We start from the raw sequence: 17429 nt of genomic DNA on the forward strand, positions 1-17429 counted from the left end.
GGCCGGCATCAGGCGCCGCTCCAGGCCTCGGCATTCAGCTTGTCGCTGTAGACCGGCCGGCGCTGCTGGCGCTCGACGTGTTCCAGCGCCGGCGTGATGACCTGCACCAGGCGCTCGAAGGCCGGCTCTATCTCTTCCTCTGGCACGCAGGCATAGCCAAGCAGCAGGCCGGGACGGGCCTCCTGCTCGCTGGCGTAGTAGCGCGACAGCGGCCGCGCATGCAGCCCCAGCGTGCGTGCGGCGATGGAAATGCCCAGGTCGTCGGTGCCGTCGGGCAGGTGCATCACCAGGTGCAGGCCCGCCTCGTGGGTGGAAATCGGCCAGTCGGCGCCGAAGGCCCGCGTGATCGCTTCGCGCAACAGCGCCTGCCGTGCCGCATAGCGTTGCTTGACGCGGCGGATATGGGTGGCGTAATGGCCGCCTTCGATGAAATCGGCCAGCACGGCCTGGTCCATCAGGCGCCCTTCGCGGTACAGCTCCGACAGTCCGGTCGCGACATGGCCGGCCAGCGGCTTGGGCAGCACCATGTAGGCCAGGCGGATGCCGGGAAACAGCGTCTTGGAGAAGGTGCCCAGATACAGCACCCGGTCGTGCTGGTCCAGCCCCTGCAGCGAGGCGATGGGACGTCCGTCGAAGCGGAACTCGCTGTCGTAGTCGTCCTCGACGATCCAGGCGCCGCGCTTGTGGGCGTAGTCCAGCAGCATGCGGCGCCGCGCCAGGCTCATCACCATGCCCAGCGGATACTGGTGCGACGGCGTCACGAAGATGAAGCGCGGCGGATCCTGCAATTGCTGCGCGCTGGGCGCCATGCCCTCGTCGTCCACCGCGACCGCCACCGGCGTGATGCCGCAGGCCATCAGCGTCGAACGCGCGCCCCAATAGCCGGGGTTCTCCATCCAGGCGGTGTTGCCGTTGTCGCCCAGCAGGCGCGCCAGCACGCTGACGGCCTGATGGATGCCGCTGGTCACGACGATCTGGTCGGCATCGCACTTGACCGAACGCGACAGGCGCAGATGCTCGGCCAGCGCGCGGCGCAGCGGCATATGGCCGGCCCCGTGCGCATAGGTCAGCAGCTCGGGCGGAGCCTGGCGCCAGCGCCGGCTCTGCAGGCGCTGCCACACCGCGCGCGGAAACAGCGAAACGTCGGGCACGCCGGCCACGAACGCGCCCCATTGCCGGTCGGACGCCGAGGCTTCGCGCACCAGCTTGGTGCCGCGGCGCGACAGTGCGAAGTGCTGCGCGGCGGCCTCGATCTCGGGCGCCGCCGGCGGCTCCGGCGTGGCCGGCACGGTATCGGAGACGAAGGTACCACTTCCGAAGGCCGACACGAGGTACCCCTCGGCCAGCAACTGGTCGTAGGCGTGCAGCACGGTATTGCGGGATAACCCTGTGTCGAGCGCCAGCGCCCGCGTCGCGGGCAGCTTGGTGCCCGCGGGCAGGTCGCCGGCCAGGATCAGATCGCGCAGCAAAGCGTAGATCTGCCTGGACAACGGCGTGGCGCCGCGGCGTTCCAGCCGCTGCAGCAGACACTCCGACAGAATGAGTTCTTTCAAAGTGGCACCACAAACAAAAAACGATTTGGACCTATTGAGAGTACCAAATATTCGATACGCTGCCTTTCACGTACTCAAGCTGGTCCAACAGAATGCCAAGGGGAAAATCTTGCAATCGGACACTGACTGCGTTGTTCCCGCCATCACGGCACCCGCCGCGGCCCGCGCCGTGACCGGCCGCGCGGCCCCCGGCCGCCGCTCTCCCCGATCCCCCCGATTCGACGCTGTCGTCGTCACGACTCCCGGCTGAGGCCGGCGCAGTACGCCGCGCCCCGGCGCGGCAAGCGGTGCGCGCACCGCGCAGCAGCACGTTTGTTTCATCACCTTGCGGTAACCCGAAAGTACCAGGCGGCAGGCGATCGACTTTGGCACAGGAGCCGATCCCCGCCGCCGTTCTTGAACTAGCCCGGAGGCCAGCAGTGAAACTCACACAACTCTTCAAACTGTCCGCAGCCGCCTTTACCCTGGCGGCGGCCCTTCCGCTGACGAACGCGCACGCCCAGACCCGGGGCGGCACGCTCAACCTGATCGTGCAGCCCGAGCCGCCGATCCTGATCCCCGCGCTCAACCAGCAAGGACCGACCCAGTTCATCACCGGCAAGATCTATGAAAGCCTGCTGACCTATTCATTCGATCTCAAGCCGCAGCCGGGCCTGGCCAAATCCTGGGAGGCCGCGCCCGACGGCCTGAGCTACACCTTCCATCTGCAGGAAGGCGTCAAGTGGCATGACGGCAAGCCGTTCACGGCCGACGACGTCGTATTCTCGCTGTCCGACCTGCTGCCCAAGACCCACGCCCGGGCGCGCGTGATCCTGGGCAAATTCCTCGACAAGGTCGAGAAGGTCGACGACCACACGGTCGTGGTGCGCCTGAAGTCGGCCTTTCCCGCCTTCATGCTGATGTTCGAGCCGGGCTTCGCGCCCATGATGCCCAAGCACATCTACGCGGGCACCGACTACGCCACCAACCCGGCCAACCAGAAGCCCATCGGCACCGGCCCCTTCAAATTCAAGGAATGGAAGCGCGGCGAATACGTCAAGCTGGAACGCAACCCCGACTACTGGAAAGAGGGCAAGCCCTATCTGGACGAGCTGGTCTTCAACGTGATCCCGGACTCGGCCTCGCGCGCGGTGGCGTTCGAGCGCGGCAGCATCGACGCCCTGCGCGGCGGCGACGTGGACAACGTCGACGTCAAGCGCCTGCGCGGGCTGCCCGACGTGCAATACACCACCCAGGGCTGGGAGATGTTCTCGCCGCAGGCCTACCTCATCTTCAACATGCGCAAGCCGCCCTTCGACAACGTCAAGGTGCGCCAGGCGGTGATGCACGCGTTCAACCGCAAGCTGGTGGTCGACAACATCTTCTTCGGCCTGGGCAAGGTCTCGACCAGCCCGTTCGTGCCCACCGAGATGTTCTTCGACAAGAGCATCCCGGCCATCCCGTTCGACATGAAGAAGGCGCGCGCGCTGATCAAGGAGTCCGGCGTCAACCCGGGCGACTACACCATCCGCCAGCTCAGCTTCCCCTACGGCGCGACCTGGGACCGCCTGGGCGAATACACCAAGCAGGCGCTGGAACAGCTGGGCTTCAAGGTCAATGTCGAATCGACCGACGCCGGCGGCTGGGCCAGCCGCACCGGCAACTGGGACTTCGACCTGACCACCACCTACAGCTACCAGTACGGCGATCCGGCGCTGGGCGTGCAGCGTCTGTACGTGACGTCCAACATCGTCAAGGGCTCGCCCTTCGCCAACGTGCAGGGCTACAGCAACCCCGAGTCCGACAAGCTGTGGGAGCAGGCCGCGGCCGAGGTGGATCCGGCCAAGCGGCAGGAACTCTACAACAAGATCCAGACCATCCTGGTCGCCGAGGTGGCCAACGGCTTCCTGGTCGACATGGAGTTCCCGACGCTGTATCGCGGCAAGGTCAAGAACATGGTCAAGACCGCCATCGGCATGAACGAGACCTTCGACGACGTGTACATCGAGAAATGACGCGGCATGCGGCGGGCCGAGGGACGGCCCGCCGCCCGGCCCGCGCGGCCGCCCGCCGCCGCGGGCGGTGAACTAGCAGGAGCGGCGCGCAGCGCGCCCTCCGGGGGATGCATCGCATGAAATTCCTGTCTTTCTTCGCCTCGCGCCTGGGCAAGGCCCTGGTGGTCGTGCTGGGCGTGGTGATCATCAACTTCTTCCTCATCCGCATGGCGCCGGGCGATCCCGCCGCCGTGCTGGCCGGCCAGGCCGGCGCCGGCGACGCCGCCTATGTCGAACAACTGCGCACCCAGTTCGGCCTGGACAAGCCCGTGCTGACGCAGCTGGGCATCTACCTGAAGGGCGTGCTGCAGTTCGACCTGGGGTTTTCCTACCGCAATCACGTGCCGGTGCTGGACCTGATCGTCGAGCGCCTGCCCGCCACCTTCCTGCTGATGTCCGCGGCGTTCCTGTTCTCGGTCATCCTGGGCGTGCTGCTGGGCGTGGTCGCCGCGCGTGCGCGCTACGCCAACAAGCGCCGCTGGATCGACAGCAGCGTCATGACCGGCGCGCTGCTGCTGTACGCCACGCCGCTGTTCTGGCTGTCGCTGATGGGCATCCTGCTGTTTTCCGTGATGCTGGGCTGGCTGCCGGCCTTCGGCATGGAGACCGTGGGCAGCAACCTGACGGGCTGGGCCCGCGTGCAGGACATCGCCTTGCACCTGATCCTGCCCACCGTGACGCTGGGTTGCTTCTTCATGGCGGTCTACGTGCGCCTGACGCGCGCCTCGATGCTGGAAGTGATCGGCATGGACTTCGTCAAGACCGCGCGCGCCAAGGGCGTCAGCGCCAACCGCGTCATCCGCGCCCACGTGCTGCGCAACGCCCTGTTGCCGGTCATCACCTTCGCCGGCATCCAGCTCGGCCAGATGGCCGGCGGGGCGGTCCTGACCGAGACCGTGTTCGCCTGGCCCGGAATCGGCCGGCTCATGTTCGACGCGCTCCTGCAGCGCGACTACCAGCTGCTGCTGGGCATCTTCCTGGTGACCTCCATCATGGTCGTGGTTTTCAACCTGATCACCGACGTGATCTACCGCCTGATCGATCCGCGCATCGCCGCCGGCGGCACGCAAGGAGCCGCCGCATGAATGGATTCATGAAACGCTATATGCGCAACTACGGCGCGGTCGCCGGCCTGGTGATCGTGGCCCTGGTCGTGCTGGTGGCCCTGTGCGCGCCCCTGCTGTATGAAGAATCGCCGTGGATGATGGTGGCCAGCCCGCTGATTCCGCCCTTCACCGACTCGGCCTACCCGTTCGGCACCGACATGCTCGGCCGCGACATCACCGCGGGCCTGGTATGGGGCGCGCGCGTCTCGCTCATGGTGGGGCTGCTGTCGGCGGGCGTGGCGCTGCTGTTCGGCATCGCCATCGGCGCCATCGCCGGCTATTGCGGCGGGCGCATCGACGATGCCCTGATGCGCTTTACCGAGTTCTTCCAGACCATCCCGCAACTGGCCATGGCGGTCGTGCTGGTGGCCGTGGTGGGCCCCTCCGTGTATTCCATCATGGGCGCCATCGCGCTGGTGTCGTGGCCGCCGGCCGCGCGCCTGGTGCGCTCCGAGTTCATGACGCTCAAGCAGCGCGAGTTCGTGCAGGCCGCCATCGTGATCGGGCAGACGCCCGGGCGCATCGTGTGCACCCAGATCCTGCCCAACGCCATGTCGCCCATCATCGTCTCGGCCTCGTTCATGGTCGCCACCGCGATCCTGACCGAATCGTCGCTGTCGTTCCTGGGCCTGGGCGACCGCAACCTGATGAGCTGGGGCTTCATGATCGGCGCGGCGCGCACCATGATCCGCGAGGCCTGGTGGATGAGCGTGTGGCCCGGAGTGGCCATCCTGCTGACCGTGCTGGCCATCAACCTGATCGGCGAAGGCCTGAACGACGCCCTCAATCCTCAACTGCGCAAGCGCGGCGAATAGGGGTATGAACATGAACGACCATGAAACCCTGCTTTCGGTACGCGACCTGACCATTGCCCTGCCGCGCGGCGGCGACCGCGAATACGCCGTGCGCGATGTGTCCTATGACATCCGTGCCGGCGAGATCCTGTGCATCGTCGGGGAATCCGGCTCGGGCAAGTCGATGAGCGCCAACGCCATCATGGGCCTGCTGCCCGACTACCTCAAGCCGCAGGGCGGCCAGATCCTGTTCCGCGGCAAGGACCTGCTGCGGCAGGACGAGGCCACCCTGCTGTCCATGCGCGGCAAGGACATGGCCATGATCTTCCAGGAGCCGCTGTCGGCCCTCAACCCGCTGATGACGGTGGGCGAGCAGATCGGCGAAGTCATGCGCGTGCACGACGCCTACCCCGGCCCGCAACGCCAGCGCCGCGTGCTCGAGCTGCTGGAGTTCGTCGGCCTGCCCGACCCGGCCGTCCTGTGCGACGTGTACCCTTTCCGCCTGTCCGGCGGCCAGCGCCAGCGCGTGATGATCGCCATGGCCCTGGCGCTCGAGCCGGCCCTGCTGATCGCCGATGAGCCGACCACCGCCCTGGACGTCACCACCCAGGCGCAGATCCTCGCCCTGATCGCCCGGATCCAGAAGGAAAAGGGCATGGGCGTGATGTTCGTCACGCACGATTTCGGCGTGGTGGCCGAGATCGCCCATCGGGTGGCGGTGATGGAGCAAGGCATCCTGGTCGAACAGGGCCCGGCCGAGGAAGTCCTCAACCGGCCGCAGCACCCGTATACGCGCCGCCTGATCGCCGCCGTCCCGCACCGGCGCGCCGACGCGCGCCCGCCGGTGACACAGGACGCGCCTGTGCTGGCGGTCGACAAGCTATGCAAGACCTATGTCACCGGCCATGGCTGGTTCGGCAAGAAGCGGGTGGTGCGCGCGGTCGACGAGGTCAGCTTCGAGGTGCGCCGCGGCGAAACGCTGGGCATCGTCGGCGAGTCCGGCTCGGGCAAGTCCACCATAGGCAAATGCCTGCTCAAGCTGATCGGCATCGACGGCGGCAAGCTGGTGTTCAACGGGCGCGATATCGCCGGGCTGTCCGAAAGCCAGTTCCGGCCGCTGCGCAAGGACATCCAGATGATCTTCCAGGATCCGTTCGCCTCGCTCAACCCGCGCCAGACCGTGGGCCGCATCATCAGCGACGGCCCCGTCGCCAACGGCAAGACGCGTGCCCAGGCCGAGGCCCGCGCGCGCGAACTGCTGACCCTGGTGGGACTCGATCCCTCGGCCTTCGACCGCTACCCCAACCAGTTCTCCGGCGGCCAGCGCCAGCGCATCGGCATCGCGCGCGCCCTGGCGCTGGAGCCGCAGGTGCTGGTGGCCGACGAGTCGGTTTCGGCGCTGGACGTGTCGGTGCAGGCGCAGGTGCTGCAGCTGCTGCACGAATTGCAGCAGCGCCTGCGCATCGCGCTGATTTTCATCACCCACGATCTGCGCGTGGCGGCGCAGATCTGCAATGCCGTCCTGGTCATGCACCGCGGCAAGGTGGTGGAGTACGGCACCCCCGCGCAGATTTTCGACCAGCCGCAGAACCCTTATACGCAGCAGTTGATCGCCGCCGTTCCCGGCCAGCACTGGGACCCGACCAAGGCGCAGACCACCTAGGGCGGCAACGCCCTCGACCGCGCCGCACAGGAGAGCCGACATGGACAACGCAGAACTGACCCGCCGCAGGGAGGCCGCCACGCCGCGCGGCGTGGGCGTGATGTGCAACTTCTACGCGGACCGCGCCGAGAACGCCGAACTGTGGGACACCGAAGGCCGCCGCTACATCGACTTCGCCGGCGGCATCGCCGTGCTCAACACCGGCCACCGCCATCCGCAGCTGATGCAGGCGCTCCAGGCGCAGATGAGCCGCTTCACCCACACGGCCTACCAGATCGTCCCGTACGCCAGCTATATCCAGCTGGCCGAGCGCATCAACCAGCTGGCGCCGGGCGAGTTCGCCAAGAAGACCGCGCTCTTCACCACGGGAGCCGAGGCGGTGGAGAACGCCGTCAAGATCGCCCGCGCGGCCACCGGCCGGCCTGCCGTCGTCGCCTTCGGCGCCGCATTCCACGGCCGCACGCTGCTGGGCATGGCCCTGACCGGCAAGGTCGTGCCGTACAAGGTGGGCTTCGGTCCGTTTCCGGCCGACATCTACCATGTGCCGTTTCCGAACGCGCTGCACGGGGTGTCCACCGATGACGCGCTGGCGGCCCTGGCCACCCTGTTCAAGACCGACGTGGATCCGCGCCGCGTGGCGGCCATCATCATCGAGCCGGTGCAGGGCGAAGGCGGTTTCAACATCTGCCCGCCGGCCTTCATGCAGGCATTGCGTGCCCTGTGCGACGACCACGGCATCCTGCTGATCGCCGACGAGGTCCAGACCGGCTTCGGCCGCACCGGCAAGCTGTTCGCGATGGAGCACTACGGCGTGGCGGCCGACCTGACCGCCATGGCCAAGAGCCTGGCCGGCGGCATGCCGCTGTCGGCGGTGTGCGGCCGCGCCGAGATCATGGACGCGCCGCCGCCTGGCGGCCTGGGCGGCACCTATGCGGGCAATCCGCTGGCGGTCGCCGCCGCGCTGGAGGTGATCCGCATCATCGAGGCCGAGGACCTGCTGGCGCGCGGTACGCGCCTGGGCCACCAGTTGCGCGACCACCTGGAAGCGCAGCGCCACGACGTCCCCGAGATCGCCGAGGTGCGGGCGCTGGGCGCCATGGTGGCGGTGGAGTTCCGCCAGCCCGGCAGCGATGCGCCCAGCCCCGGATTCGCGCGCCAGGTCCAGGCCCGCGCGCTCGAGCAGGGGTTGCTGCTCCTGACCTGCGGCAGCGACGGCAACGTCATCCGCTTTCTTTTCCCGCTGACGATCCCGGAAGCGGTCATGCGCGAAGCGTTGGACATCCTGGCCCGGGCGCTGCGCGGCCAGAACGCTTGAATGCCAACACACGACCAAGGAGATAGACCATGAAACGCCCAGGCGCCATCCCCACGGTGCAGATCGACAACGAGCGGGTCAAGGTGACCGAGTGGCGCTTTCCGCCCGGCGGCGAAACCGGCTGGCATCGCCATGGCATGGACTACGTGGTCGTGCCCATGACCACCGGCCCGCTGCTGCTGGAAACCCCCGAAGGGTCGGTCACCAGCCAGCTCACCCGCGGCATTTCCTATACCCGCCCGGAAGGCGTGGAACACAACGTGATCAACCCCAGCGACACGGAATTCGTCTTCGTGGAAATCGAGATCAAAGCAGCGTAGCCCCCAATCAGCGAGGACAGCCATGAAGGCGTTTTTTTCCGAAGAACAGCTGTTGCATGTGCCCGAGCAATTCATGCGGCTGGGCCGCATCAGCGCGCCCACCGACGTGCCGGCCCGCGCCGAGACGCTGCGCGCCATGCTGGCCTCGCGCGGCGTGACGGTGGACAGCCCGCCCGACTACGGCCGCGAGCCGCTCGAGGGCATACACAGCCACGAGTACCTGGACTATCTCGAGCACGCCTATACCCGCTGGCAGGCGCTGCGCGCCAACGGCGCCGACCCGGGCCCCGAAGTGCTGCCCAACCTGTCGCCGTACTACAACGGCCGGGTCGAACACGCCGCCCGCGGCCCCTGCCCCTCGACCTCCATCGTGGCCGAAACCGGCTACTACCTGAGCGACCTGTCGTGCCCGGTCGGGCCGCACACCTGGCGCTCGGCCCTGCGCTCGACCCATTGCGCCGTGGCCGCCGCCGACTGGGCGCTGCAGAACCAGGCCCTGGCCTACGCGCTGTGCCGTCCGTCCGGACACCATGCGCACCGCGACCGCGCCGGCGGCTTCTGCTACCTCAACAGCAGCGCGGCGGCCGCGCAGCGCCTGGCGCAGCGCTGCGAGCGCGTCGTGGTGCTGGACGTCGACGCCCATCATGGCGACGGCACGCAGAACATCTTCTACCAGCGCTCGGACGTGATGACCATCTCGCTGCATGCCGACCCGTCCGGGTACTACCCGTTCTACACTGGCTATGCGCACGAGCGCGGCTACGGCAGCGGCCACGGCTACAACCTGAATTTCCCGCTGCCCCACGGCGCGCGCAACGCCATCTTCCTGGAAACCCTGGACAGCGCCCTGACCGCGCTGCGCGACTACCGGCCGCGCGCGCTGGTGCTGGCGCTGGGGTTCGACACCTACAAGGACGACCCCATCAGCGTGCTCAAGCTGGACATGGACGCCTACCGCCAGATCGGGGAGCGCGTCAACGGCCTGGGCCTGCCCACCGTGGTCGTCCAGGAAGGCGGCTATATGGTGCCGGCCATCGGCCCGGCGCTGGAAGCCTTCCTGCAGGGCATGGCGCCCGCCACAGTCTGACCCGAAACGGAGCCTCATCATGACTACTGCCACCACACTTTCGATCAACGGCCAGCGCCTCTGGGACTCGCTCATGGAGCTGGCGAAAATCGGCGCCACGCCCAAGGGCGGCAACTGCCGCCTGGCGCTGACCGAACTGGACGGCCAGGGCCGCGACCTGCTGGTGCGCTGGATGCGCGAAGCAGGCCTGGAAATCACCGTCGACCAGGTCGGCAACATCTTCGGCCGCCGGCCCGGCGCTCGCCCGGAACTGCCCAGCGTGGCCACCGGCAGCCACATCGACACCCAGCCCACCGGCGGCAAGTTCGACGGATGCTTCGGCGTCCTGGCCGGACTGGAGGTCATGCGCACGCTGCAGGACCACGATGTGCGCACCGAGGCGCCGCTGGAACTGGCGATCTGGACCAACGAGGAAGGCACGCGCTTCGTGCCCGTCATGATGGGCTCCGGCGTCTTCTGCAATATCTTCCCGCTCGAGACGGCCCTGTCGGCCACCGACGTGGACGGCAAGTCGGTGCGCGACGAGCTGGCGCGCATCGGCTACGCCGGCGACGCGCCGGTGGGCCAGCGCAAGCTGGGCAAGTACTTCGAGGCGCATATCGAGCAAGGCCCCATCCTGGAAGCCGAAGACAAGGTCATCGGCGTGGTCACCGGCTCGCTCGGCCTGCGCTGGTACGACGTCACCGTGACCGGCATGGAGGCGCACGCCGGCCCCACGCCCATGCCCATGCGCCGCGACGCCCTGTACGCCGCCACGCACCTGATGCAGGAGGTCGTGCGCATCGCGCTGGACTACGCTCCCCAGGGCCGCGGCACTGTGGGCGTGGCCAACGTCTATCCGTCCTCGCGCAACGTCATCCCCGGCAAGGTGTCCTTCACGGTCGACCTGCGCCATCCGGACGCAGCGCGGCTGGCCGAGATGGACGCCCGCCTGCGCCAGGCCTGCCAGGCGCTGGGAGCGGGCGACACCACCGGCTACCCGGTCGGCGTCGATCTGCGCGACGTACAGCACTTCCCGCCCACGCCCTTCGAGCCCGCCCTGATCGGCGCGGTGCGCGAGCAGGCCGAGGCGCGCGGCTACAGCCACATGGACATCGTCACCGGCGCCGGTCACGACGCCGTCTATGTCGCCACCGTCAGCCCGACGGCGATGATCTTCGTGCCCTGCAAGGACGGCATCAGCCACAACGAAGTGGAAGACGCCGACCCCGCCCACCTGGAAGCCGGCGCCAACGTTCTGCTGGGCGCCATGCTGCAGCACGCGGGCCTGGCGGAGCGCTGACATGGCCCATGCCCCGGCGTCGGCCGCCGCCCGCCAGCGGCGCCTCGGCATCGCGCTGTTCTTCGGCGCGCTGGTGGCCTTTGCCACCTTCGACGCGGCCTGCAAGTACATGCTGCAGTTCTATCCGGCGCCGTTCCTGAACGTGATGCGCTACACGGCGGTGGCCACCATCGCCGCGTTCCTGCTGCTGCGCCATGGGCTGCCGCGCCTGTCGGCCACGCCGCGCCGTGGCCTGCTGGTGTTGCGCGGCCTGATGCTGGGCACGGTGGGCACCTGCTTCATGACGGCGCTGATCTGGATGCCGCTGTCCGAAGCCACCGCCATCTACTTCACCTCGCCGCTGATCATGGTGGCCTTGTCGCCCTGGCTGCTGGGCGAATCGGTCGGGCGCGCCCAGTGGCTGGCGGTGGCGGTCGGGTTCGGCGGCATGATGCTGATCGTGCGGCCGGGCGCCGACCTGCCCGCGCTGGGCACCGCGCTGATGGCGGTGGCCGCCGTCAGCTACGCCATTTTCCAGCTGATCACGCGCAAGCTGGCCGGCCAGGTGCCGGGCCACGTGCAGTACGCCTACACCGCCTTCATCTGCCTGCTGATGACGGCGCTGCCCGCGCCGTTCTTCCTGCCGCAGCCCTGGCCCGGCCTGGCCGACAGCCTGGTGATCGTCGCCCTGGGCCTGTGCAACGGCCTGGCGCAGATCCTGTTGATCGGCGCCTTCCAGCGCGTCGAAGCCTCGACGCTGGCGCCGCTGAATTACTGCCAGTTGCTGCTGGCCGTCGCCTTCAGCACCTTCTGGTTCGGCATGCCGCCCGACGCGCCGGCCGCCACCGGCATGGCGCTGATCGTGGCCGCCGGCATTTTCCTCGTCACGCGGCGCGCCCCGGGCACGCCGCCCCAGCCCGTCCGCGACAAGGAGTCCACCGCATGAGCACCCTGCCCCCCCTGTCCCATTGGGAATCCCTCGCCGCCGGCCTGAAGCTGCGCAAGCAGGCCTTCATCGACGGCCGCTGGCACGACGGCCAGGCCGGGCCGCTGGCCGCCGTCAACCCGGCCACCGGCCAGTTGCTCGCCGAAGTGACCGCCTGCTCGCAAGCCGATGTCGACCTGGCCGTGGCGGCCGCGCGACGCGCCTTCGAGGCCGGCGTGTGGTCGCGCATGCCGCGCCGCGAGCGCAAGCAATGCATGCTGCGGCTGGCCGCGCTGATCCGCGAGCACGCCGAAGAACTGGCCCTGATCGAAACGCTGGACATGGGCAAGCCCATCGGCGACACCATGGCCTTCGACATCCCGGAAACCGCGCATACCTACGCGTGGTACGCCGAGACCATCGACAAGCAGTACGACGAAATCGCCCCCACCGACGCCGACGCGCTGGCCACCATCACGCGCGAGCCGCTGGGCGTGGTGGCCGCCGTGGTGCCATGGAATTACCCGCTGCTGATGGCCTCGTGGAAGGTGGCGCCGGCGCTGGCCGCCGGCAACAGCGTGGTCCTCAAGCCGGCCGAGCAGTCCTCGCTGTCGGCCCTGCGGCTGGCCGAACTGGCGCTGGAGGCCGGCATCCCCGCCGGCGTGCTCAATGTAGTGCCGGGCGCCGGCCCGGTGGCCGGACGGGCGCTGGGATTGCACATGGATGTCGATTGCCTGGCGTTCACCGGCTCGACGGCCACCGGCAAGCGCTTCATGGAGTATTCCGGGCAATCCAACCTCAAGCAGGTCTGGCTGGAATGCGGCGGCAAGTCGCCGCACATCATTTTCGACGACTGCCCCGACCTGGACCGCGCCGCCCTGGCCGCGGCCATCGGCATCTTCAACAACCAGGGAGAAGTCTGCATCGCGGGCTCGCGCCTGTACGTGCAGGCCGGCATCTACGACACCTTCGTGAGCAAGGTGGAGGCGTGCGCGCGCGCGATGCAGCCGGGCAACCCGCTCGACCCCGCCTCGCCGATGGGCGCCATGGTCGATGAAAGGCAGATGGCGCGCGTGCTGGAATATGTCGAAAGCGGCCGGCGCGAAGGCGCGCGGCTGCGCATGGGAGGCGAGCGCGTACGCGCCGACAGCGGCGGCTACTACATCGAGCCCACCATCTTCGAATGCGCGCGGCCCGACCTGACCATCGTGCGCGAGGAGATCTTCGGCCCCGTGCTGGCGGTCACCCGGTTCGACGGCGAAGACGAGGTGGTGGCGCAGGCCAACGCCTCCGCCTATGGGCTGGGGTCGGGCCTGTGGACGGCCGACCTGTCGCGCGCCCACCGCGTCTCGCGCAGGCTGCGCGCCGGCCTGGTATGGGTGAACTGCTACTTCGACGGCGACGTGACGGTGCCGTTCGGCGGCGTCAAGCAATCCGGCTTCGGGCGCGACAAGTCGCTGCACGCGCTGGACAAGTACACCGCGCTGAAGACGACCTGGATCCGCCTGTAGCCGGAGCCGCTCAGTAGCCGCGGCGGCGCGTCACCATGCCGGTGACCGGCTCGCCGCGCAGGAAGGCGCGGATCTTGGCCGCCAGCTGCGCCACCGTTTCGCGGCGCAGGCTGATGGCGGCGATGTGCGGGGTGATCGCCACGCGCGGGTGCGACCAGAACGGGTGGCCGGCCGGCAGCGGCTCTTCGCGAAACACGTCGAGCGCCGCGCCCGCCATGTGGCCGCTGTCGAGCAGCGCCAGCAGGTCCTCCTCGACCAGATGCTCGCCGCGCCCCATGTTGATCAGATGGGCGCCCGGCAGCAGTTGCGACAGGGTGTCGCGGCGCAACAGGTCGCGCGTCTCGTCGGTCAGCGGCAGCGTGTTGACCAGCACCCGGGTGCGCGCCAGGAAGGCCGGCAGCGCATCGGCGCCGCCAAAGGCCTGCACGCCCTGCGGCGCATTGCCGCTGCGCGACCAGCCGGCCACCGGATAGTCCATGCCGGCCAGGGTTTGCGCCACGCGCGTACCCATCACGCCCATGCCCAGCACGCCCACCGGCCATTGCGTGCGATCGAGCTCGGGCAGCGGGTTCCATTGGCCGGCGCGCTGCTGCGCGTCATACACGTCGAACTGGCGGCTGGCGCGCACCAGCGCATGCGCCGCGTATTCGGCCATCTGCACCGCCATGCCCGCGTCTTCCAGGCGCACCACGGGAAAATCCGGCGGCAAGGTCTCCAGCCTGAACAGCGCGTCCACGCCGGCGCCCAGGTTGAACGCCGCGCGCAGGCCGCGCTCGCGCTCGAACAATTCGGCAGGCGGGTTCCAGACCACCGCCAGCTCGGCGTCCTGGACCGGCTGGCCCGCCCGCCACGCGACGACCTCGGCCTCCGGCAAGGCCGCCTGCAAGGGCTCCGTCCATTCGCGCGGATCGATGTCATTGCAGGAGGCGTAGATGATTTTCACGGCGGTTCCATGGCGGCAGGCAGGCGATAGGGACCATAGACGGCGCCGCGCCTGCGCGGCGCCGTCTTGGCGGATAATGACGATGATATAACAGCCTCGTCCAGGAATCCGGCATCACCGCAACGGAAACGCAACCATGACCACTCTCAGCTCCGCCCAGCAGCAGGACATCCAGTACCAGCTGCACTCCTACACCAACGCGGTCAAGCACCGCGACGTGGGCCCGCGCATCATCACCCATGGTGAAGGCGTGTACGTGTTCGACGACCAGGGCAACCGCTACCTCGAGGGGATGGCCGGCCTGTGGAGCGTCGCGGTGGGTTTCGGCGAACAGCGCCTGGTCGAAGCCGCCGCGCGCCAGTTCCAGGAACTGCCCTACTACCATACGTTCACGCACAAGTCGCACCCCAGCGTCATCGCGCTGGCCGAGCGCCTGATCGGCTACACCGACGGACGCATGGCCCAGGCGTTCTTCACCAACTCCGGCTCCGAAGCCAACGACACCGTCGTCAAGCTGGTGTGGTACTACAACAATGCCCTGGGCCGCCGCGACAAGAAGAAAATCATCGCGCGCCAGCGCGGCTACCACGGCGTCACCGTCGCCTCGGCCAGCCTCACCGGCCTGCCCGGCAACCACAAGGACTTCGACCTGCCGCTGCCGCAGATCCGCCACACCGCCTGCCCGCACTACTACCGCTACGGCCTGCCGGGCGAAACCGAGGAGGATTTCGCAACGCGCATGGCCGGCGAGCTCGAGGCCATGATCCTGCGCGAAGGCCCGGACACGGTGGCCGCCTTCATCGGCGAACCGGTCATGGGCGCCGGCGGCGTCATCGTGCCGCCGCGCACCTACTGGCAGAAAATCCAGGCGGTGTGCCGCAAGTACGACATCCTGGTCATCGCCGACGAAGTCATCACCGGCTTCGGGCGCCTGGGCCAGCGCTTCGGCTCGCAGGTCTTCGACATCGAGCCGGACATCATGGTGCTGTCCAAGCAGATCACCTCGTCGTACCAGCCGCTGGGCGCGGTGCTGCTCAATGCCCGCGTGGCCGACGTGGTGGCCGAGCACAGCGGCCGCCTGGGCACCTTCGGGCACGGCTACACGGCCAGCGGCCACCCGGTCGCCACCGCGGTGGCGCTGGAGAACCTGCGCCTGATCGACGAGCGCGGCCTGATCGAGCACGCCGCCGAAATGGGCGCGCTGCTGCACCAGGAGCTGCAGGCCCTGGCCAGCCATCCGCTGGTGGGCGAGGTGCGCGGCGTCGGCCTGATCGCCGGCGTGGAGCTGGTGGCCGACAAGGCCACGCGCCAGCCCTTCGACCCGCTCGGCAAGGCCGGCGGCTACGCCTACGAGCGCGCGCACGACCATGGCCTGATCGTGCGCGGCATCCAGGACACCGTGGCCTTCTGCCCTCCCCTGATCATCACCGCCGAACAGGTGCGCGACATGGTCGCGCGCTTTGCCCGCACCCTGGACGACGTCGCCGCCCACGTCGCGCAAGGCTGATCGCCGGGCGCGCGCGCATGCCGGCGCCGCGGCATCAGCCGCGGGAAAAATGCGCGCGCGTCAGCTTGACCACCACCGGCGACAGCAACACCAGCGCCACCAGGTTGGGAATCGCCATCAATCCGTTCAGGGTGTCGGCCAGCAGCCAGGCGAAATCCAGCTTGGCGACCGCGCCGAACGGCACGGCCACGACCCACACGATGCGAAACGGCAGGATCGCCCGCACGCCCGTCAGGTATTCCCAGCAGCGCTCGCTCAGGTAGCTCCAGCCCAGGATGGTGGTAAAGGCGAAAATCGTCAGCGCCACGGCGATCACGTAGTGGCCGATGCCCGGCATGGCGGCGTCGAACGCCGCGGCCGACAGCGCGGCGCCGCTTTCGCCGCCGGTCCACATGCCCGAGCACACGATCACCAGCCCCGTCATCGAGCAGATCACGATGGTGTCGATGAACGTGCCTATCATGCCTATCAGGCCCGATTGCACCGCGCTGTTGCTGGTGCCCGCCGCCTGCACGATCCCGGCGGTGCCCAGGCCGGCCTCGTTGGAGAAAATACCGCGCGCCACGCCGTAGCGCATGGCGGCCATCACGGCCGCGCCGGCAAAGCCGCCGGTGGCCGCCGCCGGCGAGAAGGCATGCGTGAAAATCAGGCCCAGGGCGGCCGGAACGGCGTCGGCCATCAGGATCAGCGAGATCACGGCCGCCACGATGTAGGCCACGCACATGAACGGCACCAGCGCCGACGCCACCGCGCCGATGCGCCGGATCCCGCCCAGCACCACCATGCCGATCAACACCATGGTCGCCACGCCCGTGGCCCAGTCGGGAATGCCGAAGGACGTGCCCAGCGCGTCGGCCATGCTGTTGACCTGCACCATGTTGCCGATGCCGAACCCGGCCAGGCCGCCGAACAGCGCGAACAAGGTGCCCAGCCACGCCCACCGGGGGCCCAGGCCATTGCGGATGGCGTACATCGGCCCGCCGGTGAACTCGCCGCGCGTATCCTTTTCGCGGAAATGCACCGCCAGCAGCACCTCGCTGTACTTGGTCGCCATGCCGACCAGCGCGGTCACCCACATCCAGAACAGGGCGCCCGGCCCGCCCAGGAAAATGGCCGTGGCCACGCCGGCGATGTTGCCGGTGCCCACGGTCGCCGCCAGGCTGGTCATCAGCGCCTGGAACGGGCTGATCTCTCCGGTGTCGGCGTCGCCCTTGGCGCGGTTGCCCCAGGCGAGCCGGAACCCCGCGGCGATCCTGGCCAGCGGCATGAAGCGCAGGCGCAGCATGAGAAACAGGCCGGTGCCAAGAATCAGCACCAGCATCAACGGCCCCCAGACCAGGCCGTTGACACTGTCTACGATCGAATCCAGGAAATGCATCACGGTCTCCATGGGATGATGGCTGACAGTGTA

At 68.5% G+C, this 17429-nt stretch carries 14 protein-coding genes; 11 read left to right on the forward strand and 3 right to left on the reverse strand.

What is annotated here, in order from left to right:
- Positions 1 to 8: 8 nt before the first annotated feature.
- Positions 9 to 1553, reverse strand: a complete 1545-nt coding sequence (locus CAL11_RS14955) for a PLP-dependent aminotransferase family protein (protein ID WP_086093355.1) — start codon at positions 1551 to 1553, stop codon at positions 9 to 11.
- A 419-nt stretch (positions 1554 to 1972) separates the two neighbouring features.
- Between CAL11_RS14955 and CAL11_RS14960 the strand changes: the two genes are divergently transcribed.
- The 10 genes from CAL11_RS14960 to CAL11_RS15005 all read left to right on the forward strand — a co-directional run bounded on the left by CAL11_RS14960 (position 1973) and on the right by CAL11_RS15005 (position 13568).
- Complete coding sequence (locus tag CAL11_RS14960) at positions 1973 to 3547, forward strand: ABC transporter substrate-binding protein (RefSeq protein WP_086093356.1); 1575 nt, start codon at positions 1973 to 1975, stop codon at positions 3545 to 3547.
- Positions 3548 to 3654: 107 nt separating this feature from the next.
- Positions 3655 to 4671 (forward strand): ABC transporter permease, encoded by a 1017-nt coding sequence (locus CAL11_RS14965; protein WP_003813162.1) that lies wholly within the window; start codon positions 3655 to 3657, stop codon positions 4669 to 4671.
- The gene (locus CAL11_RS14970; protein ID WP_003813165.1) at positions 4668 to 5507 is read left to right on the forward strand and encodes an ABC transporter permease; all 840 of its coding nucleotides are present in this window, start codon (positions 4668 to 4670) and stop codon (positions 5505 to 5507) included. The genes CAL11_RS14965 and CAL11_RS14970 overlap by 4 nt, the downstream gene beginning before the upstream one ends.
- Before the next feature lie 4 nt (positions 5508 to 5511).
- Positions 5512 to 7149: an ABC transporter ATP-binding protein gene (locus CAL11_RS14975; protein WP_086093357.1), complete on the forward strand. Its 1638-nt coding sequence runs from the start codon at positions 5512 to 5514 to the stop codon at positions 7147 to 7149.
- A 40-nt stretch (positions 7150 to 7189) separates the two neighbouring features.
- Positions 7190 to 8464, forward strand: coding sequence for a 4-aminobutyrate--2-oxoglutarate transaminase (gene gabT, locus CAL11_RS14980; RefSeq protein ID WP_086093358.1), 1275 nt, complete (start codon positions 7190 to 7192; stop codon positions 8462 to 8464).
- Positions 8465 to 8493: 29 nt separating this feature from the next.
- Positions 8494 to 8784, forward strand: a complete 291-nt coding sequence (locus CAL11_RS14985; RefSeq protein WP_033464293.1) for a cupin domain-containing protein — start codon at positions 8494 to 8496, stop codon at positions 8782 to 8784.
- A 22-nt stretch (positions 8785 to 8806) separates the two neighbouring features.
- Entirely contained in the window at positions 8807 to 9871 is a 1065-nt protein-coding gene (locus tag CAL11_RS14990) for a histone deacetylase family protein (RefSeq protein ID WP_015064135.1), read from the forward strand.
- Between the two features lie 19 nt (positions 9872 to 9890).
- A complete protein-coding gene (locus CAL11_RS14995) occupies positions 9891 to 11153 on the forward strand; it encodes a Zn-dependent hydrolase (protein WP_015064136.1) in 1263 nt (420 codons plus the stop codon).
- 1 nt (position 11154) lies between these two features.
- On the forward strand, positions 11155 to 12078 hold the full coding sequence (locus tag CAL11_RS15000) for a DMT family transporter (RefSeq protein ID WP_086093359.1): 924 nt from the start codon (positions 11155 to 11157) through the stop codon (positions 12076 to 12078).
- Complete coding sequence (locus CAL11_RS15005) at positions 12075 to 13568, forward strand: aldehyde dehydrogenase (protein ID WP_086093360.1); 1494 nt, start codon at positions 12075 to 12077, stop codon at positions 13566 to 13568. The genes CAL11_RS15000 and CAL11_RS15005 overlap by 4 nt, the downstream gene beginning before the upstream one ends.
- A gap of 10 nt (positions 13569 to 13578) precedes the next feature.
- Here CAL11_RS15005 and CAL11_RS15010 read toward each other — a convergent pair whose 3' ends face one another.
- Positions 13579 to 14511, reverse strand: a complete 933-nt coding sequence (locus CAL11_RS15010; RefSeq protein WP_086093361.1) for a 2-hydroxyacid dehydrogenase — start codon at positions 14509 to 14511, stop codon at positions 13579 to 13581.
- Between the two features lie 136 nt (positions 14512 to 14647).
- On the opposite strand from CAL11_RS15010, the gene CAL11_RS15015 reads away from it, so the two are divergent.
- On the forward strand, positions 14648 to 16018 hold the full coding sequence (locus tag CAL11_RS15015; protein ID WP_033464289.1) for an aspartate aminotransferase family protein: 1371 nt from the start codon (positions 14648 to 14650) through the stop codon (positions 16016 to 16018).
- A gap of 34 nt (positions 16019 to 16052) precedes the next feature.
- On the opposite strand, the gene CAL11_RS15020 is transcribed toward CAL11_RS15015, so the two are convergent.
- Entirely contained in the window at positions 16053 to 17396 is a 1344-nt protein-coding gene (locus CAL11_RS15020) for an alanine/glycine:cation symporter family protein (protein WP_167382510.1), read from the reverse strand.
- Positions 17397 to 17429: the final 33 nt, after the last annotated feature.

This window comes from Bordetella genomosp. 6 (genome assembly GCF_002119705.1).
Lineage (GTDB): Bacteria > Pseudomonadota > Gammaproteobacteria > Burkholderiales > Burkholderiaceae_B > Bordetella > Bordetella bronchiseptica_F.

Bases quoted from the DNA above. Each gene is read 5' to 3' on its own strand.
- CAL11_RS14965 (WP_003813162.1), top strand. From the start codon at position 3,655: ATGCATCGCATGAAATTCCTGTCTTTCTTCGCCTCGCGCCTGGGCAAG.
- CAL11_RS14970 (WP_003813165.1), top strand. From the start codon at position 4,668: ATGAATGGATTCATGAAACGCTATATGCGCAACTACGGCGCGGTCGCC.
- CAL11_RS14975 (WP_086093357.1), top strand. From the start codon at position 5,512: ATGAACATGAACGACCATGAAACCCTGCTTTCGGTACGCGACCTGACC.
- gabT (WP_086093358.1), top strand. From the start codon at position 7,190: ATGGACAACGCAGAACTGACCCGCCGCAGGGAGGCCGCCACGCCGCGC.
- CAL11_RS14985 (WP_033464293.1), top strand. From the start codon at position 8,494: ATGAAACGCCCAGGCGCCATCCCCACGGTGCAGATCGACAACGAGCGG.
- CAL11_RS14990 (WP_015064135.1), top strand. From the start codon at position 8,807: ATGAAGGCGTTTTTTTCCGAAGAACAGCTGTTGCATGTGCCCGAGCAA.
- CAL11_RS14995 (WP_015064136.1), top strand. From the start codon at position 9,891: ATGACTACTGCCACCACACTTTCGATCAACGGCCAGCGCCTCTGGGAC.
- CAL11_RS15000 (WP_086093359.1), top strand. From the start codon at position 11,155: ATGGCCCATGCCCCGGCGTCGGCCGCCGCCCGCCAGCGGCGCCTCGGC.
- CAL11_RS15005 (WP_086093360.1), top strand. From the start codon at position 12,075: ATGAGCACCCTGCCCCCCCTGTCCCATTGGGAATCCCTCGCCGCCGGC.
- CAL11_RS15015 (WP_033464289.1), top strand. From the start codon at position 14,648: ATGACCACTCTCAGCTCCGCCCAGCAGCAGGACATCCAGTACCAGCTG.
- CAL11_RS15020 (WP_167382510.1), bottom strand. From the start codon at position 17,396: ATGCATTTCCTGGATTCGATCGTAGACAGTGTCAACGGCCTGGTCTGG.